This window comes from Flavobacterium frigoritolerans (assembly GCF_025847275.1).
Lineage (GTDB): Bacteria > Bacteroidota > Bacteroidia > Flavobacteriales > Flavobacteriaceae > Flavobacterium > Flavobacterium frigoritolerans.
The window spans coordinates 1-25,497 of record NZ_JAOZEV010000011.1; the positions used below are offsets into that span (position 1 = coordinate 1).

The 25,497-nt window shown below is 32.6% G+C and carries 20 protein-coding genes; 8 read left to right on the forward strand and 12 right to left on the reverse strand.

Annotated features, from left to right (window positions below; translation table 11 throughout):
• Window positions 1-306 precede the first annotated feature (306 nt).
• Both OIU80_RS13755 and OIU80_RS13760 read right to left on the reverse strand, forming a co-directional pair.
• Window positions 307-1,011, reverse strand: coding sequence for a LytR/AlgR family response regulator transcription factor (locus OIU80_RS13755; RefSeq protein ID WP_264287579.1), 705 nt, complete (start codon window positions 1,009-1,011; stop codon window positions 307-309).
• Window positions 1,008-1,853, reverse strand: coding sequence for a sensor histidine kinase (locus OIU80_RS13760; RefSeq protein WP_264287580.1), 846 nt, complete (start codon window positions 1,851-1,853; stop codon window positions 1,008-1,010). The genes OIU80_RS13755 and OIU80_RS13760 overlap by 4 nt, the downstream gene beginning before the upstream one ends.
• A 422-nt stretch (window positions 1,854-2,275) precedes the next feature.
• Between OIU80_RS13760 and OIU80_RS13765 the strand changes: the two genes are divergently transcribed.
• Window positions 2,276-3,079: a DUF5694 domain-containing protein gene (locus OIU80_RS13765; RefSeq protein WP_264287581.1), complete on the forward strand. Its 804-nt coding sequence runs from the start codon at window positions 2,276-2,278 to the stop codon at window positions 3,077-3,079.
• A 74-nt stretch (window positions 3,080-3,153) separates the two neighbouring features.
• Here the strand turns inward: OIU80_RS13765 and sucC are convergent, their stop codons facing one another.
• Entirely contained in the window at window positions 3,154-4,347 is a 1,194-nt protein-coding gene (gene sucC / locus OIU80_RS13770; protein ID WP_195735871.1) for an ADP-forming succinate--CoA ligase subunit beta, read from the reverse strand.
• 415 nt (window positions 4,348-4,762) lie between these two features.
• Here sucC and gltB point away from each other — a divergent pair, with 415 nt between their 5' ends.
• The 6 genes from gltB to OIU80_RS13800 all read left to right on the forward strand — a co-directional run bounded on the left by gltB (window position 4,763) and on the right by OIU80_RS13800 (window position 14,934).
• Window positions 4,763-9,280, forward strand: coding sequence for a glutamate synthase large subunit (gene gltB, locus OIU80_RS13775; RefSeq protein ID WP_264287582.1), 4,518 nt, complete (start codon window positions 4,763-4,765; stop codon window positions 9,278-9,280).
• A gap of 97 nt (window positions 9,281-9,377) precedes the next feature.
• Window positions 9,378-10,832, forward strand: a complete 1,455-nt coding sequence (locus tag OIU80_RS13780; RefSeq protein WP_264287583.1) for a glutamate synthase subunit beta — start codon at window positions 9,378-9,380, stop codon at window positions 10,830-10,832.
• A gap of 266 nt (window positions 10,833-11,098) precedes the next feature.
• On the forward strand, window positions 11,099-12,322 hold the full coding sequence (gene lysA / locus OIU80_RS13785) for a diaminopimelate decarboxylase (RefSeq protein ID WP_129539505.1): 1,224 nt from the start codon (window positions 11,099-11,101) through the stop codon (window positions 12,320-12,322).
• Between the two features lie 358 nt (window positions 12,323-12,680).
• Window positions 12,681-13,070, forward strand: coding sequence for a helix-turn-helix domain-containing protein (locus OIU80_RS13790; protein ID WP_264287584.1), 390 nt, complete (start codon window positions 12,681-12,683; stop codon window positions 13,068-13,070).
• Between the two features lie 141 nt (window positions 13,071-13,211).
• Window positions 13,212-13,580, forward strand: a complete 369-nt coding sequence (locus tag OIU80_RS13795; protein WP_264287585.1) for a hypothetical protein — start codon at window positions 13,212-13,214, stop codon at window positions 13,578-13,580.
• A gap of 166 nt (window positions 13,581-13,746) precedes the next feature.
• Window positions 13,747-14,934, forward strand: a complete 1,188-nt coding sequence (locus OIU80_RS13800; RefSeq protein WP_264287586.1) for a hypothetical protein — start codon at window positions 13,747-13,749, stop codon at window positions 14,932-14,934.
• Window positions 14,935-15,364: 430 nt separating this feature from the next.
• Here the strand turns inward: OIU80_RS13800 and pafA are convergent, their stop codons facing one another.
• From pafA to OIU80_RS13815, 3 genes are all read right to left on the reverse strand, one after another.
• Window positions 15,365-16,981 (reverse strand): alkaline phosphatase PafA, encoded by a 1,617-nt coding sequence (gene pafA / locus OIU80_RS13805; protein ID WP_264287587.1) that lies wholly within the window; start codon window positions 16,979-16,981, stop codon window positions 15,365-15,367.
• Window positions 16,982-17,106: 125 nt separating this feature from the next.
• Window positions 17,107-17,574, reverse strand: a complete 468-nt coding sequence (locus tag OIU80_RS13810) for a DUF1456 family protein (RefSeq protein WP_264287588.1) — start codon at window positions 17,572-17,574, stop codon at window positions 17,107-17,109.
• Window positions 17,575-17,644: 70 nt separating this feature from the next.
• Entirely contained in the window at window positions 17,645-18,655 is a 1,011-nt protein-coding gene (locus OIU80_RS13815; RefSeq protein ID WP_264287589.1) for a dipeptide epimerase, read from the reverse strand.
• A gap of 59 nt (window positions 18,656-18,714) precedes the next feature.
• Here OIU80_RS13815 and OIU80_RS13820 point away from each other — a divergent pair, with 59 nt between their 5' ends.
• Window positions 18,715-19,116 (forward strand): excinuclease ABC subunit B, encoded by a 402-nt coding sequence (locus tag OIU80_RS13820; RefSeq protein ID WP_264287590.1) that lies wholly within the window; start codon window positions 18,715-18,717, stop codon window positions 19,114-19,116.
• On the opposite strand, the gene uvrB is transcribed toward OIU80_RS13820, so the two are convergent.
• The 6 genes from uvrB to OIU80_RS13850 form a co-directional block, all read right to left on the reverse strand.
• Window positions 19,113-21,104: an excinuclease ABC subunit UvrB gene (uvrB, locus tag OIU80_RS13825; RefSeq protein WP_264287591.1), complete on the reverse strand. Its 1,992-nt coding sequence runs from the start codon at window positions 21,102-21,104 to the stop codon at window positions 19,113-19,115. The two genes, OIU80_RS13820 and uvrB, sit on opposite strands and share 4 nt — an antisense overlap.
• A 366-nt stretch (window positions 21,105-21,470) precedes the next feature.
• On the reverse strand, window positions 21,471-22,433 hold the full coding sequence (rlmF, locus tag OIU80_RS13830) for a 23S rRNA (adenine(1618)-N(6))-methyltransferase RlmF (protein ID WP_264287592.1): 963 nt from the start codon (window positions 22,431-22,433) through the stop codon (window positions 21,471-21,473).
• 164 nt (window positions 22,434-22,597) lie between these two features.
• Window positions 22,598-23,260 (reverse strand): thiamine diphosphokinase, encoded by a 663-nt coding sequence (locus OIU80_RS13835; RefSeq protein ID WP_264287593.1) that lies wholly within the window; start codon window positions 23,258-23,260, stop codon window positions 22,598-22,600.
• A gap of 305 nt (window positions 23,261-23,565) precedes the next feature.
• Complete coding sequence (locus OIU80_RS13840; protein WP_264287594.1) at window positions 23,566-24,024, reverse strand: RidA family protein; 459 nt, start codon at window positions 24,022-24,024, stop codon at window positions 23,566-23,568.
• Window positions 24,025-24,167: 143 nt separating this feature from the next.
• Entirely contained in the window at window positions 24,168-24,650 is a 483-nt protein-coding gene (locus tag OIU80_RS13845; protein WP_264287595.1) for a GyrI-like domain-containing protein, read from the reverse strand.
• A gap of 8 nt (window positions 24,651-24,658) precedes the next feature.
• Window positions 24,659-25,480 (reverse strand): DUF4249 domain-containing protein, encoded by an 822-nt coding sequence (locus OIU80_RS13850; RefSeq protein WP_264287596.1) that lies wholly within the window; start codon window positions 25,478-25,480, stop codon window positions 24,659-24,661.
• Window positions 25,481-25,497 lie beyond the last annotated feature (17 nt).

Below are 25,497 nucleotides of genomic sequence, written 5' to 3' on the forward strand. Positions count from 1 at the left end.
CTATCATTTACTTGATAGGGATTTTTTTTTGCCTTATTTTTTGGATAATTAAGGAAAAAGATTTTATCGCAAAGGGCGCAAAGTTAAAAAAACGCAAAGCGCGCAAAACTTTGTAAACTTAGTGTAAATCTTAGCGCCCTTTGCGGTTAAAAATCTATGGAGTTACAAAAAAAGGATCAAACGCAAAAGTTGGGGATTATCCAAAAAGATTGGATAATTTGAATAAGAAGGAATCTACTTTTCGTACTCCTCTAAATTGACTTCTAAATCTAGTAATTAGGTATCGCCTATATTTGTTGTGATTAGTTATATTTTATTTTTATCAATTCGCTCAAAAAAAGCTTCTTTATATGTTGCCCCAATAGGCAATTCTTTAGTATTAATAAAAACAGAGAAGCTATCGGTAGATTCAATTTGTTTAAAAGCGACTACATAGGATTTATGAATTTGAATGAAATCATTTTGGGGTAAAGATTCAATTATATTTTTTAAAGAGGAATGTGTTATAATTTGTTGTTTTGCTGTATGAATGCAAACATAATTTTGTAGGCTTTCTATATACAAAATGTCATTTAAAAATAACTTATGAAATTTATTTTTACCGTCAGTTTTTATAAAAATAAAGTCAGATGAGTTATTATTTAAGGATTCTGTTTTCGAATCAGAATTTAATTTAGAAACTGCTTGATAAAAACGTTCAAAAGCAATAGGTTTCAGTAAATAATCAACCGCATTCAATTCAAATCCTTCTAATGCAAAGTCTGGATATGCAGTTGTAAAAATTATTTTAACATCTTTAGAAATGATTCGGGAAAGTTGCAATCCTGTGAGTTGAGGCATTTGTATATCTAAAAATATTACATCAACCTTATTTGAATTTAGGAACTCTAAAGCTTTTAAGGAATCATTAAAAACGCCTATTTCTTCGAGAAAAAATACTTTTTCAATATACTTTTTTAAAATACGAGTTGCTGGTGGTTCATCATCGACAATAAGGCATTTAAATATCATAAATTATTTTTTAAAGGTATTTTTAAGTAGGTTTTAAAGGTATTGTTTTCTGATGTTTTATTTAATGTGAAATTGTTATTATAAGTGTATTCTAATCGCTTGATTAGATTTTTAAAACCAATTCCAGTTGAAGAATAATTTTCGCCTTCTACGAAGTGATTAAAGGTAGAAATCTCTAGGTAATCATTATCAATATTTATTGAAATAATGGCTTTTTGATTTATATTGTTCATTTTTCCATGTTTAAAAACGTTTTCAATAAAATGAATTAAAACAGATGGAAGTATCTTTTCAATAGTACAATCTCCCTTTATAGAAAAATCTAAATGAAGCTGATCCTCAAATCTTTTTTGCTGTAAATGAATGTAGTTTTTGATAAATTGAATTTCTTTTGAAAGTAAAGCTTCGTCTTTATCCGTTTCGGTTATTACATAGCGAAGCAAATCAGACAATACTAAAATATCTGAAGCTATTTCGTCATCTTTACCTATTAACTGACTGTAAAATGAATTTAAAGTGTTAAATAGGAAATGCGGACTTACTTGAGATTTTAGCATTTGGAACTCTGCTTTTTTATTCTCTAAGAGCAATTGTTGGTTTTGTTTTTGTGTTTGTTGAAACTGCCAAATTAAAAAGATTAAAGAGCTCAGAATTACAGCTGGTAATCCAAAGAAAAAATTATCCCGAATGTAGTATGTTATTTCTCTTGTTGTTTCGGCATAATTATGAATTCCTGTAATTTGAAAAATAATGACTTCCTGTAGAAGATAGCGTACCCCTGCGAAGATTAGTAATGTAATAGGGATGCTTATTAAATACAGGAATATTTTTTTCTTATTCAAAAACCAATTGCAAAAGATGTAAAAATTTAGAAGATAAACGATGAAAATTGCTCCTATAAACCCCACATTAAATAAAAAATATATTTTATTGAAAATGAATTCTAATTTTTGGTTGTTTATTCCAAAATCCCATAGGTTAAAGAGTAGAAATAATCCTAAAAAAAGAATGATATGGTAGTAAAACGGAATCTTCAGCTTCATAGTTAGGGATTTGTTATTTCAAAAATACAACTATGGCTTTGAAAGATAATTATATTTATACAAAACCTTTATTTCTCAGGATGAACTGCTGAAAATAGTACATGAATATTTTTAAGGATAGATTCGAAACGTTTTGTAATCTGAAATTTACTGTTTGTCAAAAAATAAAAATTATTCTTAAACGCAACTCTATTTTTGTGATGAATTTAAAATAAATCATCATGAAAAAAATCTCTTTGTTGCTTGTCTTTTTAGTTGTATTCAGTAGTTCTTTTGCTCAAACTAAGAAGAAGCAAATCTTATTAATTGGAAGTTTCCATTTTGCAAATCCTGGACTAGACGTTGCCAAAGTCAATACTTTTAATGTTATGACAGATAAAAGTAAGAAGGAACTGGTAAGTATTACTGATAAAATTGTAGAGTTTGGTCCGAATAAAATTTTTGTAGAATGGAATTATAAGAAACAGGATAAGCTAGATAAGTTTTATGCAAAAAACACAGATAGTTTGCTAAATAATAAGGCTGATGAAATAGTGCAATTAGCATTAAGATCCGCTAAAAAATTGGGGCATAAGAAACTTTTTGCGATAGATTATAATCAGACTTCTTTTCCTTATGATAGTTTATTGAAAGGGATGAAAGAAGCAAATCAGTTGGATTTATTAAAAAGTAATGAAATAGAAATGGTAAACTATGAGAAAAGTCAAAATGAAAAAATTTCGAAATACACTTTAACTAAGCTTCTTTTGGATTTGAATTCAAAAGAATCGATCAAGATTGATCGAGAATGGTATTTAGGAATAGCTAATAGAGTTGGAGCAGTTGACAATTTTGTGGGTGCCTATTTGGTTTCAGAATGGTATCGAAGAAATCTTTATATGTATTCTTTAATTCAAAAGCTTACAGAAGCCAAGGATGATAAGATAATGGTTTTGTTGGGAGCAAGTCATGCTGCAATAATAAGAGAATTTGTTAAAAATGATCCTAATTTTGAAATAGTAGAGTTGGCTGCGATTTTAAAGTAGACGTAAGTTTAAAGTAAAAAAAAATCCTAAGCATAAGCTTAGGATTTTTTGTATATAATTGTTTTCTTAGATAATTAAGAAAGTGCAGCTTTAACTTGGTCAGCAGCTTCTTGAAATTCTACAGCTGATAAAATTGGCATACCAGAATTGTCAATTAGTTCTTTTGCAATAGCAGCATTTGTACCTTGTAAACGAACAATGATTGGCACTTTAATAGCGTCTCCCATGTTTTTGTAAGCATCTACAACTCCTTGAGCTACACGGTCACAACGAACGATTCCTCCAAAGATGTTAATCAAGATAGCTTTTACGTTAGGATCTTTTAAGATGATACGGAAAGCAGTTTCAACACGCTTAGCATCAGCAGTACCACCTACGTCAAGGAAGTTTGCAGGTTCGAAACCAGCATACTTAATTAAATCCATAGTTGCCATTGCTAATCCTGCACCATTTACCATACATCCTACAGTACCGTCAAGATCTACATAGTTTAAACCTACTTCTTTTGCTTCAACTTCGATTGGGTTCTCCTCACGAATATCGCGCATTTCAGCATATTTTGGTTGTCTGTATAAAGCATTATCGTCAATATTTACTTTAGCATCAACAGCCATGATTTTATTATCAGATGTTTTTAATACTGGGTTGATTTCAAACATAGAAGCATCAGAACCAATATATGCATTGTATAATGAGTCAATGAATTTAACCATTTCTTTAAAAGCATTTCCAGAAAGACCTAAGTTAAAGGCAATTCTTCTTGCTTGAAAACCTTGTAATCCTACAGATGGATCAACCTCTTCTGTAAAAATTAAATGTGGTGTATGTTCAGCAACTTCTTCAATATCCATTCCTCCTTCAGTAGAATACATAATCATGTTACGACCTGTACCTCTATTCAATAAAACAGAAACGTAGAATTCAGAAGTTTCGCTTTCACCAGGATAGTAAACATCTTCAGCAACTAAAATTTTATTTACTTTTTTACCCTCAGCAGAAGTTTGAGGTGTAATCAATTGCATTCCGATGATTTGTTCAGCTATTTCTTCAACTTGTTGTAAGTTTTTAGCTAACTTAACTCCACCACCTTTTCCACGTCCACCTGCGTGAATTTGTGCTTTAATAACGTGCCATCCTGTACCAGTCTCAGCAGTTAATTGTTTTGCAGCAGCCACAGCTTCAACCGCATTATTAGCCACAATTCCGCGTTGAATGCGTACTCCGTAACTAGCTAAAATTTCTTTTCCTTGATATTCGTGTATGTTCATAATATAGAATTTGTCTGGTTCTGAATTAATTTCAGAATAAAAGTGGGACAAAAATAACAAAAATCAACTTTAAAAAGAAATCTTTTTAGAATAAAAAGCAAGACTTATTTTGCTTTACGATTTCTTTAAAATTAATTAGAATTTTGAGTTAAATAATTGTGTAAGGAATGTTAATTTAAAGACACTATATCGTTTGAGGTTTAACATAAAATAGTGCATATTTTGATGCATAATGTGGATTTTGTTTCTAAAAATGAAATTTGAATTATGATTTTGTCAATTCGGGGTGGGTTAAATAATGTTATTGACAATTTAGGATTGTTTTTCTAATATTACTATAAAAATGTAAGCGATACGGTTTGTTTGATACATTATGTTTAACGGAATCTTTATTTTTGTAAAAAAAATATCAAGAATGAAAGTTAAAGAACAAGGGCTATATCTGCCCGAATTTGAACACGACAATTGTGGTGCAGGATTTATTTGTAATTTGAATGGTATTAAGTCTAATGACATCATTCATAAAGCATTGGATATCTTAATAAAATTGGAACATCGTGGTGCAGTTAGTTCTGATGGAAGAACTGGAGACGGTGCTGGAATTTTATTTGATATCCCACATGATTTTTTTAAAAAAGTTTGTGATTTTGAAATCCCTGAAACACGTGAGTATGGAGTAGGAATGGTTTTTTTACCTAAAAGTAAAAACCAAGTTGCATTTTGTATTAATGCATTTGAAACAACCATAAAAGAACAAAACCTGACTATACTTGGCTGGAGAGACGTCCCAGTTGATGTTAATAGTTTAGGAGAGATTGCGGCAGAAAAAGAACCGACTGTTAAACAGGTTTTTGTTGGTAAAAATGGACAGGAGCTAACAGAACAACAATTTAATGCGAAGTTATTTGCAGCACGTAAAATAGCAGAACATGCTGTCAGAAATTCTAAAACTTCTGAGAGTCATATGTTTTATTTTTCTAGTTTATCTACAACAACCATTATATATAAAGGTTTATTGATGCCAGAAGATATTAGTGGTTATTTTATCGATTTAAAAGATACCGATTTAGTAACACGTTTAGCATTAGTGCACCAACGTTTCTCTACAAATACTTTCCCTTCTTGGGAGTTGGCTCAGCCATTTAGATACATGTGTCACAATGGAGAAATCAATACGCTTCGTGGTAACATTAGCAGAATGAGAGCTCGTGAAGAATTGATGCAAAGTGATATTTTTGGAGATGATATTAAAAGGTTATTCCCTATTATATTAGAAGGAAAATCAGATTCAGCTTCTATGGATATGGTGGTTGAATTACTGTTAATGACAGGAAGATCGCTACCAGAAGCAATGATGATGGTTGTGCCAGAGGCTTGGGAGAAACATCAAACAATGTCAGAAGATAAAAAAGCATTTTATGAATATAATGCTTGCATTATGGAACCTTGGGATGGACCGGCTTCAATTCCGTTTACTGATGGAAACGTAATTGGTGCTTTACTTGATAGAAATGGATTACGACCTTCTCGTTATACATTAACAAAAAGTGGTTTTGTAATCATGTCATCAGAGATTGGGGTTCTTGATGTTAATCCTGAAGATGTAGTACAACACGGTCGTTTAGAGCCAGGGAAAATGTTCTTGGTTGATATGAACGCAGGTCGTATTATTGAGGATGAAGAGATTAAAAATTCTATTGTAACAAAACGACCTTATAAAGAATGGCTTAATGAAAATTTGTTGCCATTAGCAAAAGTACCATATACTAATAATCCAACTCCTGTAGAAAGTATTGATTTTGAAACAAGACAACGATTATTTGGTTATACAATCGAAGATTTAAAAACAATAATCAATCCAATGGGATCTCAGGGTGCCGAAGCGATTAGCTCAATGGGTAATGATACGCCATTGGCAGTTTTATCGGAGCAACCGCAATTATTGTATAATTATTTCAAACAATTATTTGCTCAGGTAACTAATCCGCCTTTGGATGGTATTCGTGAAGAGATTATTACAGATATCAGTTTAGCGGTAGGAGGCGATTTTAATATTTTCGAAATTGAATCAAAGCAATGCAAAAAATTAAAAATCCAAAATCCAGTTATCTCTAAAGAGGATTTAGATAAAATTAAAAATATAGATCACGCCGATTTTAAAACAGCAACTATTTCTACTTTATATAAAATAGAAAAAGGAGTAAATGGGTTAGAACGTGCTTTAGAAAAATGTGTTCAGGCAACTTACAAAGCTGTAAACGAAGGACATAATATTATTATTCTTTCAGATAGAGGAGTAAGCAAAGAATTGGCGCCAATACCAATGTTGTTGGCTTGTTCTTATGTTCACCATTCATTGAATATTTTACAGGTTCGTTCTAAATTCGGAATTATAATCGAATCGGCAGAACCTCGTGAACCACATCATTTCGCCTTATTATTTGGTTATGGCGCTAGTGCTATCAATCCATATATGGTAAATGAAATTATTCATAATCAGGTTGAGCAAGGTTTTATTACTGGAATAAAAGCCGATTATGCGATTGCAAATTATAATAAAGCTATTGCAAAAGGGATTCTTAAGATTATGAACAAAATTGGTATCTCTACATTACATTCGTATAGAGCAGCACAAATTTTTGAAATCTTAGGATTAAATAAGACATTTTCAACTAAATATTTTCCATACACACCATCTCGAATTGAAGGAATTGGTTTGATGGAAATTGAAAAAGAAGTTAAGAAAAGATATCAAAAAGCATTTCCAAATTCTAAAATTGCTAATTTATTGCCATTAGAAATTGGAGGAATTTACAGATGGAGAAGGTCAGGTGAAAAACACATGTTTAATCCAACTACAATTGCGAAATTGCAACAAGCAGTTCGATTAAACAGCCCTGAAAGTTATAAAGAATACTCTGACATGGTCAATGAGCAAAGCTCGAATCTTATGACAATTAGAGGTTTGTTTGAATTCAATAATTTGGATCCAATTTCTATTGATGAAGTAGAACCTTGGACAGAAATTGTGAAAAAATTCAAAACAGGAGCAATGTCTTATGGATCTATCAGTAGAGAGGCACATGAGAATTTAGCGATTGCAATGAACAGAATTGGAGGAAAAAGTAATTCTGGTGAAGGAGGAGAAGATCCAAAACGTTTCCAGAAAGAAATTAACGGAGATTCTAGAAATAGTGCTATTAAGCAAGTTGCTTCAGGAAGATTTGGTGTTTCAATCAATTACTTGACAAATGCTAAAGAGATTCAAATTAAAATGGCTCAAGGTGCAAAACCTGGAGAAGGAGGACAATTACCAGGTGAAAAAGTAGTGCCTTGGATTGCAGAAACTAGAAATTCAACACCTTATGTTGGTCTTATTTCTCCACCACCTCACCACGATATTTATTCTATTGAAGATTTATCTCAATTGATTTTCGATTTAAAAAATGCCAATCGTGAAGCACGTGTAAATGTGAAATTAGTTTCAGAAGTTGGAGTTGGAACAATCGCTGCCGGTGTTGCAAAAGCAAAAGCCGATGTGATCTTGATTTCTGGTTATGATGGAGGAACTGGAGCTGCACCATTAACATCTTTACAACATACGGGTATTCCTTGGGAACTTGGTTTGGCCGAAGCACAACAAACTTTAATCTTAAATGATTTAAGAAGTCGTGTTGTTTTAGAGTGTGATGGTCAGTTAAAAACAGGTCGTGATGTAGCCATTGCAGCTTTATTAGGAGCAGAAGAATTTGGTTTTGCGACTGCGCCGCTTGTAGCTTCAGGATGTATCATGATGAGGGCTTGTCACTTAAATACTTGCCCAGTTGGTATTGCAACTCAGGATCCGGAATTAAGAAAAAATTTCAAAGGAACGCCAGAGCATGTAATCAACTTCATGTATTTTATTGCAGAGGAGTTAAGAGAAATCATGGCACAATTAGGATTCAGAACTTTAAAAGAAATGGTAGGGCAATCACAAAAATTAAATGTGAATAAAGCGATCAAGCATTATAAAGCAAATGGATTAGACTTGTCTTCGATTCTTTACAAACCAGAAAAGGCAAAAACAGTTCCGAATCACAATACAACTACACAAGATCACGCTTTAGAAAACGTATTGGATTTTGCAATTATAAAAGAAGCAATTCCTTCTATTTATAGAAAAGAAAAAACAAGAGTTAATTTCAAGATTAAGAATACAGACCGTTCAGTAGGTGCAATTTTAAGTAATGAAATTTCAAAAATATATGGTGCACAAGGATTACCTGAAGATACTATATTAGTCGATTTTGAAGGCTCTGCAGGACAAAGTTTTGGAGCATTTGCTACAAATGGATTGTCATTTAAAATTCACGGAAACTGTAATGATTATTTAGGGAAAGGACTTTCTGGAGGAAAACTTATTATTAAAGTTCCACCAACGGCAACTTTCAAACCTGAGGAAAATATTATTATTGGTAACGTTGCTCTTTACGGAGCTATTACTGGTGAAGCTTACATTAATGGTATGGCCGGAGAACGTTTTTGTGTGAGAAATTCTGGAGCAACAGCAGTTGTAGAAGGAATTGGAGATCACGGTTGCGAATACATGACTGGAGGAACGGTTGTTATTTTGGGTAAAACCGGAAGAAATTTTGCTGCAGGAATGAGTGGTGGTGTTGCTTACGTTTACGACAAGAATAAAAAATTTGATTCTACTTTATGTAACATGGAAATGGTTGCATTCGACCCAATGGAAGAGGATGATGTTATTAAGTTGAGACGTTTAATCAAGAATCACTCGTTGTACACCAATAGTCCATTAGCAAAAAGACTTTTGGCTGACTGGGAAAACGAACAGGAACATTTCATCAAAGTAATGCCAACAGATTATAAAAAGGCATTACAAAGAATAGCAGAAGAAAAGAAAATCGAAGAACTAATAGCTGATTAAAAGGTTCTGAGTTACAAAGGTGCAGAGGTACTAAGTTTGAGTTTTTCAACTTAGTTCTCACATCTAATATCTCACAACTAAATTTAATAAAAATGACATGGGTAAGATAGGTGGATTTAAAGAATATAATAGAGCAGACGAAAGTAATATTGCTGTTAAGGAGCGTGTCTCAAACTATAATGAGTTTACGATAACCTTAGAAAAAGATAAGATTAAAGAACAAGGTTCAAGATGTATGGATTGCGGTATCCCATTTTGCCACAGTGCATGTCCGTTAGGAAATTTAATTCCAGATTTTAACGACATGGTACATCAGGAAGAGTGGGAGAGTGCTTTAAAGATTTTGCAATCAACAAATAACTTTCCAGAATTTACAGGTCGTTTATGTCCGGCTCCATGTGAGAAATCATGTGTGTTAGGAATTATTAAAGAACCTGTTGCGATTGAAAATATCGAAAAAAACATTATCGAAAGAGGTTTTGCTGAAGGTTGGATTAAACCACAACCACCAAAAAAGAGAACTGGAAAAACAGTTGCAGTTATTGGTTCAGGTCCTGCAGGTTTGGCAGCGGCACAACAATTAAACAGAGCTGGACATACCGTTACCGTTTTTGAAAGAGACAATGCAATTGGTGGATTACTACGTTACGGAATTCCTAATTTTAAATTAGAAAAAGGAATAATCGACAGACGTGTGGTAATCTTAGAAGCTGAAGGGATTGTATTTAAAACCAATGTAAATGTTGGAGTAAATTACAGTATCGAAGAACTAAATACATTTGACTCAATTGTTTTATGTGGAGGAGCGACTGAAAGAAGAAGCTTGCCGACAAAAGGAATCGAAAGCAAAGGAGTTGTTCAGGCAATGGATTTTTTAACACAACAAACAAAAGTTTTATTTGGGGAAGAAATTCCTAATCAAATAAAAGCAACTGGTAAAGATGTTATTGTTATTGGAGGAGGGGATACAGGATCAGATTGTATCGGAACTTCAAACAGACATGGAGCAAAATCGGTTACTAATTTTGAGATTTTGCCTAAACCACCAGTTGGAAGAAGCGAATCTACACCTTGGCCATTTTGGCCGTTGCAACTTAAAACATCATCTTCACACGAAGAAGGTTGTGACAGAAACTGGTTAATTAATACCAAAGAGTTTCTTGCAAACGAAAAAGGAGAATTAGTAGGTTTAAAAACCGTTGAAGTAGCTTGGAAAATGACACCAGGACAACGACCAGAACTTATAGAAAAAGAAGGTTCAGAGAAAATTTGGCCATGTGATTTAGCATTATTGGCACTTGGATTTACTGGACCAGAAAAAACTTTAAGCGATCAATTAGGTTTACAGTTGGATATGAGAAGCAATTACAAAGCGACAAATTATCAAACAAATGTGCCACATATTTTTACAGCTGGTGATATGCGAAGAGGGCAATCCTTAATTGTTTGGGCAATTTCAGAAGGCCGTGAGGCTGCAAGAGAAGTAGATTTATATTTAATGGGATCTACAAATTTACCAACAAAAGGAAGCGGGGACTTACCAAGTCTATAATTTTTAAAGGTTCTAAGATACTAAGTCGCTAAGGTTCTAAGTTTTATTTTAAACACAAGAATCTTAGCGACTTTTTTATGTAATTCGTGGCAAAAAACTTAGTATCTTAGAATATTAGCGACTTAGTACCTAAAGAGGATTTTATATAAATTTAAAATAACGCATAAATTGTTTGATTTTAAACAAATTGTTATAATTTGTTATTATTTTACATTTTATTGGTGGGTATACAAAAGAGTAATAAATTTGTCAAAAATAGTTTAACAATGCAATCAAAAGATTTACTGCAATTAGCAGACCAATTTGGAAGTCCATTATATGTGTATGATGCTGAAAAAATCCAATCACAATACAACAGGTTAACTAAAGCGTTCTCTAAAGTAGAACATCTTAGAATTAACTATGCCATGAAGGCTTTGTCTAATGTTGCCATACTTCAGTTGTTAAAGGATATGGGGTCTGGATTAGACACAGTATCTATTCAAGAAGTATTACTAGGACTTCACGCTGGATATGAGCCTGAAAGAATTTTTTATACACCAAATGGAGTTTCTTTAGAAGAAATTGAAGAAGTTGCTGCAATGGGTGTACAAATAAACATCGACAATTTATCTATTCTGGAGCAATTCGGAACTAAATATCCAAATACACCAGTTTGTATTCGTATTAATCCGCATGTAATGGCAGGAGGAAATGCAAATATTTCTGTAGGACATATTGATAGCAAATTCGGAATTTCGGTACATCAAATACCACATTTATTGCGAATTGTTGAAAATACAAAAATGAGCATTGTGGGAATTCACATGCACACAGGATCTGATATTTTGGATATTGAAGTATTCTTGTATGCTGCAGAAATCTTATTCGATACAGCTAAAAACTTCAAAAATTTAGAGTTTTTAGATTTTGGAAGTGGTTTTAAAGTACCATACAAAAAAGATGATATCGAAACTGATATCGAAGAATTAGGTAAAAAATTATCAAAAAGATTCAATTCTTTCTGTGCAGAATATGGTAAAGATTTAACCTTGATTTTCGAACCAGGTAAATTTTTAGTGAGTGAAGCAGGATTCTTTTTAGCAAAAGTAAATGTTGTAAAACAAACAACATCAACTGTTTTTGCTGGAATCGATAGTGGTTTTAATCACTTAATTCGTCCAATGTTATATGGCTCTTCACATCATATCGAAAACATCTCAAACCCAAAAGGGAAAGAGCGTTTTTACTCTGTAGTAGGGTACATTTGCGAAACTGATACATTTGCGAATAACCGTAGAATTGCACAAATTACCGAAGGTGATATTTTATCTTTCAGAAATGCAGGTGCATATTGTTTCTCAATGGCCTCAAACTACAATTCAAGATACAAACCAGCCGAAGTTTTATGGATGAACGGTCAAGGAATATTAATTCGCCAAGCCGAAACATTCGAAGATCTTCTTAAAAATCAAATTCCGTTGCCACAAGAAGTTGCTGCAGCAGTTTAAAATAAAAAAAATGTCAATTATAGAAATTCCAATTTAGAAATAGATTGGGATTTTTTGTTTTATATTGACTCCAACTGTCAGGCAGAGCGGAGTCGAAGCCTCAGTGCAATCTTTAATCAACTAGTTTAACTTCCGAAACTTTTAATACTTCGTTCGTGTTCCTTCGGGTCAGGCTTCCAGCTTTATCTTTTACTCCGTCCCGATAACTAATTTATAAAAAAAGCATGCCAATTTTAAAAATCTTATTCCTTATAGAGTTTTTGCACAAACTTGTCATAAATGACAGGATTGTGGATATTGGGACTTGAAATTTTCACCAACTACTATTTTTTTAAAGAATTTTAAATACCTTTGAATTATGAGCACAGCAACTAAACCAAAACACATTGGCAGAAATATAAGCCGAATTAGAGAGCTTCGTGGTATTAAACAAGAAATGCTTGCGGATGCTATTGGAGTGAGTCAGCAATCAGTTTCTAATATTGAAGCAAGCGAGACAATTGATAAAGACAAACTTATTGAAATTGCAAAAGCACTTGGAGTAACTGTAGAAGCTATTGAAAATTTTTCTGATGAAGGTGTTATAAATTATTTCAATACTTTTAATGAAGCTGTTTCACATAGTTTTGTAAATAATACTGCTTGTACATTTAACCCTTTAGATAAAGTTGTTGAACTTTACGAACGTTTGGTTCAGGCTGAAAAGGAAAAAGTAGAGTATTTAGAAAAATTACTAAAAGAGAAATAATAGTCTCTAAAGAGAGTTTTTTATAAAGAAAAATGCGCAAATGTCTTTTTAGATTTTGCGCATTTTTTTGTCGATATCAAAGCCAACCTAATCAAAGCTTCATTTTTAATTTGTATTTTCGGCGAACTAAAAAAATAAAAAATGAAATTACAAATCCGTATTCTTGCTTATTCAATATTATTCTTTACCTATAGCTTTTCAACTTCATATTTATTGGCATTAGGCGAAAAATTAAAAGATCATAGATTTATAACTTTAGGTTGTGGTTTTCTTCTTATCAATCTTATTTTCTCTTTCTTGGTATTAAAATGGAAACCTTTATTAAATATAGTGTACTCTGCTATAATTGCATTTTTAGCTTTATACGTAGCACTGAAGTTTGGAGATTTACATCTATTTCCAAAATATGATGCTCACGGAATCAAAACTGCATTAATGGCGAATGCTGTTTTATCTATACTGTTTTGGGAAGCTGCTTATCAAATAAGAAGTAGAAAAAAATTAAAATAGTAACTATTTGTTAGACGTACAGCAGTGCATCTCCATTTTTATGTCAGTTAGATTGTATTAGCAAGGTAAATTCAGTTGAAAGTTTTTACTTCTTAAATTTAAAATTGAGTTACTACTTATCTGAATCAATCTAAAACTGATATATTTGCACTTTAAAATTTATAAAATGAAAAAGATTACTCTACTTTTTTCAATATTGTTCTTAGCACTTTCTTCATGTGGTGTAAAAAGCACTCAATCAATGCTAAGTGATGGTAATTATGATGGGGCTATTGATCGTGCGGTTGAAGGATTAAGAACCAAAAAAGATTCTAAAGGAAAACAAGATTATGTTTACTTGTTGGAAGAAGCTTTTGCTAAAGCTAAAGACAGAGATTTACGCAGTCTAGATTTGATGGCAAAAGAGGCTAATCCAGCTAACATTGAGCGTGTTTACAATACGTACATGCAATTAAATAACCGTCAGGAAAAAATACGACCATTGTTGCCATTGCAATTAATGAAACAAGGAAAGAATGCCTATTTTCCGTTTGATAATTATTCTTCGCAAATTGTAAGCAGCAAAAATGCATTGTCAAAATATTTATATGAAAATGCTTCGGCACTTTTAAAATCCAAAAACAAGCTTGATTTTAGAAAGGCATACGATGATTTTGCTTATCTGGAAAGTATCAATCCGGGATATAAAAACACAAAAAAATTAATGGATGAAGCTCTTTTTAAAGGTACCGATTTTGTGGATGTTTATGCTAAAAACGAAACGAACATGGTTATTCCAAAACAGCTTCAAAATGATTTATTAGATTTTAGTACGTACGGATTGAATGATAAATGGACGGTTTACCATAGTGTTAGACAAAAAAGTGTTGTTTACGACTATAGTTTAATTTTGAATTTTAGAGAGATATTTATTTCGCCAGAGCAAATTAAAGAAAAAGAGTTTATTAAAGAAAGACAGGTTAAAGATGGTGTAAGAACTCTTTTGGATGGTAGAGGTAAGCCAGTTAAAGACAGTTTAGGCCGAGAAATAAAGGTTGATAATTATAGAACGCTTCGAGCTAATATATATGAGTTCAGACAATTTAAATCTTGTCAGGTAACTGCAAAGGTAGATTACGTTGATTTAAAGACCAATCAGTTAATGCAATCGTTTCCTGTAACCAGCGAATTCATCTTTGATTATGTTTATGCTACTTACAAAGGGGATAAGAGTGCTTGCGAGGATAGTTATATGACTTATTTTAATAAACGTGCTGTGCCATTTCCTAATAATGAACAAATGGTTTATGACACTGGCGAAGATTTAAAAGCTAAACTTAAAGATATTATTGTAAGAAATAGATTTAGAGGATAAACTCTATATTAGGATGTTTTAAAAACAGACTGTTCGGAAAGTATTTTTCGGACAGTTTTTTTTTAGGGCAGTTTAGAAAAGAAGATTGATAATTGCTCCAGCGGAGCATCCTATTTATAGCAAATTAAAAGGGGGTTGGATTGAAGCTACAACGTAGCGATATTTTGGTTTTTCTTCAGATTCCTATATATATATCATCCCAATGGGGTTTTGTAAAATGGTTTTATGAATTGCTATAAATATATCGCCCTCTGGGACTTAGAAAGGCATCAACTTGATGTCTGATTATCGAAATGGAGTTATGGGTACGGAAAGTATTTCCGCACTATCGTTATAGCTATTAGAGCAATTTGAATAAGATTGTTTAAATAAAAAGAGGATGCCTGAAAATTACTTTTCGGACATCCTCTTTATGTGTGTTAAGAAGAAATTATTTTTTATCTAAAACTTCTTCAAGAACATTTGCTTCTGTTCCGTTCGGGAACGTTACTTTTATTTTTTGTGCAATTGTTGGAGCAATTTGAGTAATCACTTTTTTATTATATGATTCTCCTTTTTTAATATTCCATCCGTAAAAAATTGCTGGTACGTGTGTGTCATAAGTATAAGGCGTTCCATGAGAAGTTCCTGTTCCCATATATTCGATATAACCAGGTTTGTCCAGAACAATTAAATCTCCGTTTTGAGTCACATCGTATCCTTTAACAATGAAATTTAAATAGTAATCATTACCAGTAGCATTCAAAATGTCTTCTTCAGTATATACTCTTTTTACGTAATCCTGAGCCATTAAATAGTCTTTGAAAGCTTGTTTTACTTTAGTTAATTCCAGTTTTTTAGTTTTGATGATTTCTTTATTCAAAAATAAATTGAAGCTTGAATAATTTAAAACCAAATCGGCACCAAAAGTTTTTACTGAAAAATCTTTTAAGTTTTTGCGGATATCTTTAGGGCTAATACTATTTACATTGTATTTATTGTCTTTAAGATAATTTACATTCTCAGCTCCAGCATGATCAGCAGTTAAGAAAAGTAAGTAATTATCTTTACCAACAGTTTTGTCAAGGTAAGCTAAGAAATCGGCAATAGTTTGATCTAAGCGTAAATAAGTATCTTGTAACTCCATAGAACGTGGTCCTAATAAATGTCCAACGTAATCTGTAGAAGAAAAACTAACCGTTAAGAAGTCAGTAATATTATCTTTTCCTAATTCTTCTTTTTCGATTGCTTTCATAGCAAACTCAGCTAATAAATCATTTCCGAATGGAGTAGAACGGATAATTCCAGCATCATTTTTATCATACATATCTTTTAAGTTGTATGGAAAAACTGGAGCTTCACTATTGTATAATTTTCCTTCGTATGGATTGTTGTCTGGTAAACTTTTGTTGTAAGTAGCAACTGGTTTATATAAATCCCAACCTTTGTTTATGTATGGTAAATAGTGTTTTTCGCTATTAAATTGAGTTACCCAATCAGGTAATTTATCTCCATAGAATGTACTAGAAATAAATGATCCAGTTTTGCTGTACCAAAATGCCCAATTAGCAAAGTGTCCTGCTGGCAAAATTGCACCACGATCTTTAAGACTTACTCCAATTACTTTTCCTTTAAAATTGGTTGCCATTCTTAACTCGTCAGTAATAGTTGTACTTAATAAGTTTTTTGGAGACATTTCGCCTTCTTCTTTAGTACCATCACCTACTGTTACTACATTAGCATCATCAGTGCAATACATTTGTTTTCCTAATTTTCGGCTAAACCATTCGTTACTTACAATTCCATGTGTTGCAGGAGTTGTTCCTGTGTAAATGGATGCATGACCTGGTGCAGTGTAGGTAGGCATGTAATTGTAATGCATGTTTTGAAACGTGTATCCGTTATTCATAAGCTTTTTGAAACCATTTGCTGTAAAATCATCTGAGAAACGATAGAGATATTCCATCTTCATTTGATCCACAACAATTCCAACTACTAGTTTTGGACGTTCTTGTGCATTTATTTGAGTAATGAATACAAGCGCTAAAAATAAAATAATTTTTTTCATGTTTTAAAATCTAAATTTATACAAAAATACAGATTCGAATTCAAAAAGAATTCAGAATTGAGATTGAAAACACAAAAATGATTTGACTTTAACATATCGGGTAAAAAAAAATCCTAAGTGTGAGCTTAGGATTTTTTGTTTTTACCGAAGTTGAATTTTACTTTTTCAACTATTTGTATTTTTGGAGCAGATTTACTGTTGTTCTTTTTGAAAGGTTTTTTTGCAGCAGTTCCAGATTTAGAAGGAGCTTGATCTCCTCTTGATCTTTCCTCATCTTTTGATTTGGCTTTAAACTCTGGTCTTTCCTTTGTGCTATCTTTAGCAGGTATTTCTGCTTTGTGTTTTGCTAAAACATCATTAGGATTCTTAGGGTTTTCTTTTGTTCCTCTTAAATGAATTACTAATCCGTTTAGGAAGTTACGTAATACTTGATCCCCGCATTCCATATAGTTTTCATGGTCTTCGGCTCTGAAAAAAGCACCCAACTCTGATTTTGAAATTCTAAAATCTACCAATTCTAATATTTCAACTATTTGGTCGTCACGGAGCATTAAGGCTACGCGTAGTTTTTTTAGGATATCGTTATTTGTCATCGTTTAATTTTTTACAAAGGTACGTTTTAAAAGTAATTGAATTGTCACTTTCCTTATATTGAAATTGTGATTAATACAAGATAACTCCAGTTCCGTTACCTTTGGCGTATTTTATGGCTCCATTTTGTATGATAACGCCACTTGCAATATCTTTTTCTAATAGTAAGGGACCATCCATATCAACATAATCTAGTTCTGGTAATAAATGAGCAATTGCAGAAATTCCAACTGTAGATTCAGTCATGCAGCCTATCATTGTTTTTAATCCCAATTGCTTAGCTTCCTGTAGCATTCGTCGTCCGGGAGTGATACCGCCACATTTCATTAATTTTATATTTACACCGTGAAAATGATTGTGACATTTGGCAATATCGCTTTCTATAATACAACTTTCGTCTGCCACAATAGGTAAAACGGAATGTTTAAAGACTTCACGATGTCCTTCCCAGTCATCTGCTTTGAGCGGTTGTTCTAGAAATTCGACTCCAAGTTTTTTTAGTTCAATAGCATTTTTAATTGTTTCATCGACATTCCAACCACAATTGGCGTCAATCCTAAAAACAGCATTACTGTGTTTTCTTAATTCGGTTACAATGGCTATGTCTTCGGGCGTTCCTAGTTTTATTTTATAAATTGGCCATGGTAATTCTTCCATTTTAGAAACCATTTTTTCGATAGAATCAATTCCGATGGTATAATTAGTTAATGGATTATTTTGAATAGAATAATTCCATAGCTGATATAGTTTTATATTCTTTTTTCTTGCATACCAATCATTGTAAGCATTATCTAAGGCACATAGCGCAAATTTATTTTCTTGTAATAATGGATTTATTTTTGCCCAAAATTCTTCAGGAGTTTCATGTTCGACAGCTTCTATTATTGGACGAATTTTTTCGATATCATTTTCTAGTATTGGGATAGTGATATTATAATATGGATTGGATGTTGCCTCACCAAAACCCGAATATCCATCCTTTTTTAATTCGACAATTACCGTAGGTTGAAAATCAATTGTTTTTCTTGAAATCCTAAAAGTGTGTTTTAATTTTAGATTGTATGCTCTGATAATTAATTGCATAGCTGCCGTTTTTGTATTTTAAATTTAAAAGCAATATTTTAGCTAAAAATATGAATTTGATGAATACTAATACAGAAAAAATAAGTTTACTTTTAGAGCTAATATCTTTCTCAACTGTTGATGGAGAATTACATAAGAGAGAGTATGATTTTTTGTCATTGGTTGCTAATGAATTGCGTATTGACAAAGTAACGTTTCAGGATTTATTTCATCAGGAAGCTCCTTCATTGGTGATTAAATCGGAGTTTCAGCGTATTCAGCAATTTTACAGGCTGGCTTTAATTATGCATTGCGATGGTATACTGCATGTTAAAGAAGCGGCTGCAATACAGCAAATTGCTATCGATATGGGATTAAATCCTATAGCTACTAAGCGTATTCTTAATTTAATGAAGAATGCTCCAAACGCAATGATTGATCCTGAGAAATTATTGAAGATTTTTCAAGAGCAACATAATTAAGTCAATTGTTCTTGTAGCTTTTTAATATCATCACGCAATTTTGCTGCCTGAAGAAAGTCTAATTCTTTTGCAGCTTTTTCCATTGATTTGCGTTTCTCACGAATCATTTTCTCTAATTCAGCTTTAGAAAGGTAAGCTGTATCTGGCTCGGCTGCTTCACTCAAAGTATGACCTAATTCATATTCTACCAATGGATTTTTGATAAATGCACTGTCGATTTTTTTATTTAATGCCTGTGGAACTTGATTGTGTTCGAGATTGAAATTAATTTGTTTTGTACGGCGATAATTGGTTTCATCAATGGTTTTTTGCATACTTGCTGTGATTTTGTCAGCATACATAATTGCTTTTCCGTTGAGGTTTCTCGCTGCACGACCAATAGTTTGAGTTAATGATCTATGGCTACGCAAAAATCCTTCTTTATCGGCATCAAGAATTGCTACTAGTGAAACTTCTGGTAAATCTAAACCTTCACGAAGTAAGTTTACTCCAATTAAAACATCAAAAATTCCTTTTCGTAAATCCTGCATAATTTCTATACGTTCCAGAGTATCTACATCAGAGTGAATATAACGGCAACGAATATTAACTTTGGTTAAATATTTGGCTAATTCCTCGGCCATTCTTTTGGTTAAAGTGGTTACCAAAACACGTTCGTCTAATTCGCAACGTATCTGAATTTCTTCGATTAAATCATCAATTTGATTCAAACTTGGGCGTACTTCGATAATTGGATCTAATAATCCTGTTGGACGAATTACCTGTTCTACATATACACCGTCTGTTTTTTGTAATTCATAATCTGCTGGAGTAGCCGATACATAAATTACTTGGTTTTGCATGGCTTCGAATTCTTCGAACTTTAAAGGACGATTATCCATTGCAGCAGGTAAGCGGAAACCATACTCAACAAGATTTTCTTTACGGCTTCTGTCTCCTCCATACATAGCATGAACTTGTGATAAGGTTACGTGACTTTCATCGACTACCATTAAATAATCATCTGGAAAATAATCAAGTAAACAGAATGGTCTTGTTCCTGCTTCTCTTCCATCAAGATAGCGAGAATAGTTTTCAATACCTGAGCAATAACCTAGTTCGCGAATCATTTCTAAATCAAAATTGGTACGTTCTTCTAGTCGTTTGGCTTCTAGATGCTTTCCTATTTCTTTAAAATAGTCTACTTGTTTTACCAAGTCTTGTTGTATTTGCCATATTGCTCCTTGCAGTACATCTGGTGATGTAACAAACATATTGGCAGGGTAAATAGTAAGTTTATTAAATTTCTCGATTACCTGAGAAGTTTTTATATCAAAGGATTCAATTTCTTCGATTTCATCTCCAAAAAAATGAATTCGGTATCCATCATCTGCATAACTAGGATATACCTCAACAGTATCGCCTTTTATTCTAAAACTTCCGGGATTAAAATCGGCTTCGGTTCTTGAATACAAACTTTGTACTAGGCTATGTAATAATTTGGTTCTCGAAATAACTTGATCTTTTTCTATAGCAATAACATTCTTCTGGAATTCTACAGGATTTCCGATACCGTATAAACAAGAAACGGAAGCTACCACTAATATATCGCGTCGTCCTGAAAGTAGGGAAGATGTTGTGCTTAAACGCATTTTTTCCAACTCTTCGTTAATAGATAAATCTTTCTCTATAAATACTCCAGTTACTGGCATAAATGCTTCTGGCTGGTAGTAATCATAGTATGAAACGAAATATTCTACGGCGTTGTTTGGGAAAAATTGTTTGAATTCTGAATATAATTGTGCTGCCAATGTTTTATTGTGTGCCAAAACCAATGTTGGTCTTTGCACTTCCTGAATGACATTAGCAACTGTAAATGTTTTTCCTGACCCTGTAACTCCAAGAAGAGTTTGGTATTTTTCACCATCAATTATACCTTGGGTTAATTTTTCAATTGCTTGCGGTTGATCTCCTTTTGGACTATAATCTGAGGCTACTTGAAAATTCATTTATTGATATTAGAATTGTTGGGATTGTAAAGTTACAAAACAAAAATAGAAATTATGATTCTTGTTTTTGATTTACAACTTAAAACAGGATTAAAATTGATCTAATATATCGCTCCGCTAGAGCTGATAGGAAAAATATATTGTATTGGCTATAAATATTATGCTCCGCTGGAGCTTTTGATGCTATTTTATAGCCAATATGATTTTCTTTTAATTTATTTGTTGAAATTTTAAAGAATAGTTCGCTAGCTACTCTTTGTCAAAATCTCAAAAATGTTTCCTTGACTCAAGGCTAAAAGTCGAATAGAGGGAGTAAATCGATGTTTCTGTGTGTTAGAATTAATTAAGGCAACAGATTGCAATAATTTAATTTTCGCTTTTAAAACTCCATTTTCCTTGTTGTGCTTCGGTAAGGAAAGACCATGCTACAATACGGCTCGTTTTTTGACCTTGCGCCATATCGATTGTTTTTACGATTGAAGCATTTACTTTGTTTAATGTCTTATAGATACTTGATAAGTTTTCTCTTTTGGATACTAATGTAGTAAACCATAAACATTGCATTGGGTATTTGGCACTTTCATAAATCATTTGTGTTATAAATCCAATTTCTCCACCATCGCACCATAGTTCGGCATTATGACCTCCGAAGTTTAAAACGGGCGCTGCTTTTCTATTTGCTTTTGGATTTAGATTTGTCACTTTTCGAACGGCACTTTTATTAGCTTCTTCTGACGAAGAATGAAAAGGCGGATTGCAAATCGTGAATGTGAATTTATCTTCGGGTGTAATTATATTTTTGAATATAAAACGTGATTCTGTTTGTTGTTGTAAACTAATAACGTCAATTAGTTTAGGATTGGCTTCGATGATCTTACTGCAGTTTTCAATTGCTTTTTCATCGATATCTGTTCCTACAAAACTCCATCCATAGGCTGCATTTCCTAATATTGGATAAATACAATTGGCACCTACACCAATGTCTAAACCTAACACTGCTTCGCCTTCTGGAATAACACCATTATTTGTTGTAGCTAATAAATCGGCTAGGTAATGAATATAATCGGCTCTTCCTGGAATTGGAGGGCAAAGATAATTCTTAGGAATGTCCCAGTTTTGTATGTCGTAATAATGAATTAATAAGGCTTTATTAAGTGCCTTTACTGCTTCGGGATTACTAAAATCAATTGTCTCGATTCCATGTTCGTTTATGGCCACGTGTTTCTTTAATTCGGAACAATCTGTGATTAGTTGTTCAAAATCGTAACGGGAACGATGCGGGTTTCTAGGATGTAGACTTGTTTTCTCGGAGTTATTTGTAGCTTTCATTATTCTTAATTTCCGTGCAAAGGTACGCATTCCTAATTTGGAAATAAGTTATATTAGTATTATGAAATTATTTGGTTTAGCCCCGATTGAGCTGGTATCCTTTTTTGGCTTTTCTTACCCAAAAAGATTGAGGCGAAAGCGGGAAATAGCTCATGAAAAAGGAATTAATCAAAACATTCCATTAACAATAAATCGCCATCAGTATGTGTAATTGTAACGATTCCATCTTTGGAAACAGCATTGCTACTACTAGTTCTGTAGCCTATAGTAAGTGTGTCATTATGCAAAGGATATACTAAATTATCTGAAAAAATACCGTTTACGACTCCAATCGGGATGAGTGAAATGGGGGTGTTTTCGGTGTACCATTTCTCGAATTTATTTGGTAATAAAAATATTTTGGAATGATCGTCGAGGATTACAATCTTTAATAAATTTCGATATCGAACAATGTTAGTAAGGTTTGTAATGGTATGATCGGCTCTTTTTCCGGTTGCCCAAATTACATTTACGGCAGGTATTTTTCGTTCGATTAAATAATCGAATGCTTTTTCTAGGTCAGTTTTGTCCTGATCTGGAGTATGTACAATCTCTATTGGGTATTGTGTAGTTTTGTATATTTCTGGGTCGAATCCACGATCGAAATCACCAAGTAAGACATCGACTTTTATACCTAAATCGACTACGCGCTCAATTGCCGAATCTAATACGATTACCAAAGGAGACCATTCTAATAATTGTCCTAATAATTCGGGATTGCAGGCAGCTCCGTTGGCTATGATTAATGCTGGTTCTTGGTCGTCGCGTACGATATGGTGTGAGGACATTTATATTCTAGATTTAAAATGTGCTGTAAATGTACGAAAGTAAAAAGTAAATGTTTTTCTGCCATTAAGGAAAATAAAGTTTTTTAACTACTCTCGACAACTCTCGGGATATAAAGATTAATGAGGTTATTTGTGTTTGTTTAAAAAATAAAAGGGAATAGACTTTTGAGATGATATTTTACCATTAAGGGATTAAGAAAAATTAAGTCTTTTTCTGCCACAGATTATGAAGATTTGAAAGCTTTGCGGTTAATTGTTTCTTAATGAAACTTAATCTCTTAATGATTTTATTTTTTTGAGAAGTTTTATTTTTTTGCTTTAAAAGCAACTGCGTCAACTTCTATTAACATTCCGTCTATGGCTAATCTTGGAACGGGAATTAATGTGCTAGCAGGAAATGGTTTGTTTTTCCATACTTTATTAATTTCTTCATTCCATATTTTTAGTTTTTCTTGCGAATGATCTACTATTAAAATGGTGATTTTCATGACGTTCTGCGGTTTTAGATTATAGCTATCCAGAACTGTTACAATGTTTTGTAATGCTACTTGTGTTTGTTCTCGAAAGTCATTACTTAAAAGATGCTCTTTGCCTAAACCACCGCTTTGTCCGGAAATGTAAACAAATTCTCCAGGTGCAGTAACCGATGATGCATGACTAAAACCATAAGGTGTTGGGTCGAATAAAGATTCTGGGTTTTTGAAAGTTTGTGCTTTTATATTAAATGCAAATAGAGTAAATAAGCTAAGAAGTAAGTGTCTCATGATTTTAATTTTTGAATTAATTATTTGCAAAGGTTGCTTAATTCTAATTCTTAAATATTTACATATGTTGAGACTTGATAGATTTTTGTTTAAAAATAAGATATAAAAAAAATGCTCTCAATTAGGAGAGCATTTTCGGAATATTAATTTTTGTGTTTAATCGGAATCCAAATTTCTTCTTCAGATGTTGGATCTTCATGTTTGTATTTTTCGCCCATTATGGCAAAATGAGGTCTGTTCTCTAATACGTATTCAGATTTAGGCAACCAATCACTGAAAATATATTGATATGTTTCGTTTCCATTGCTCGCTGGCCCTTTGTGAATAAAAACTGCGTATAGTCCGTTTGGAATTACGATAGTTTCCATATCAAGAGGAACCGAAAGAAAATCTGTCACTTCTATACCAGCCCATTTTTCGAATTGATTGCTTGGGCTAAAATTAGTAAAATGTGATTCTGGATATACTTCAATAGAATATAGCTCTGAACCGATATTATTTTTTATTTCTTTTCGGTTTGGCATAAAACCTTGCCAAAGTTCTTTTGTTCTATTGGCAGAAAAAGAGGTTGTAACTCGTTTTCCAATAATTTTCTTTTCGGTTAAATTTTCTATTCTAGGTTCCATATTAAAAATTACTCGATTGTATATTTTTTAGTATCTATTTCTCCAAGTGAAAAATAACCTAAAGGATAGTCACTTACATTTGTTGTATTTATAACATTACCTCTTACTGTTGCAGGAGGAGATTGAAATGGTCCGCCACCATTATCACCAGCAACACTGATTAAGATATTCATGTAATTGTAATAACTTTTAGAGATGCCTATATGACTTATCTCAACTTTATCACCAGGTTTTAAATCATCGTTATTTGAAGTGCTAAAAAACTCATTTCCGTTAAAGAATCTATCCTCTACAGCCGAATAACTTGATAGTATTTTATTAGAGTACGTGTAGTGGTATAAATAATAGTTTGCTTCATTAGCAGGATCATTATAATACGCTTTTACTTCTACTTCATCTTTAGTAATCCCACCATCATTTTTTTGTTCTATTCTTGTAATTGGTGCTACCGATTTTAAAGTTTCGGTTGCAGTATAGGTATTTCCTCCGCTAACAATTGTTAAGACGTAGGTTTCGTTAATGACAGGCTCGAAATTTGTACAAACGTATTGACCTGTTTGAGGAATTTCTATAAAAGTAAATACTTTATTAGTGCTGTTTTTTATAGATACTGTAGCTCCTGAAACAACTGGAATTATGGGATTGTAATAATCGGCTGTTGTAGTTAATTTTATCATTTGTTGGTTTCCTGTTGTTCCTTTATTCCAATTAATGACAGCTTCTACTACCAATTTTGGTGGTTGTGTTTTTAAATCAACTTCTACAACTTCTTCGCAACTTGTAAAAAAGAGCGCTGTGAAAAATAGAATTAATAGGCTTATTTTTTTCATGTGAATATATTTTTATT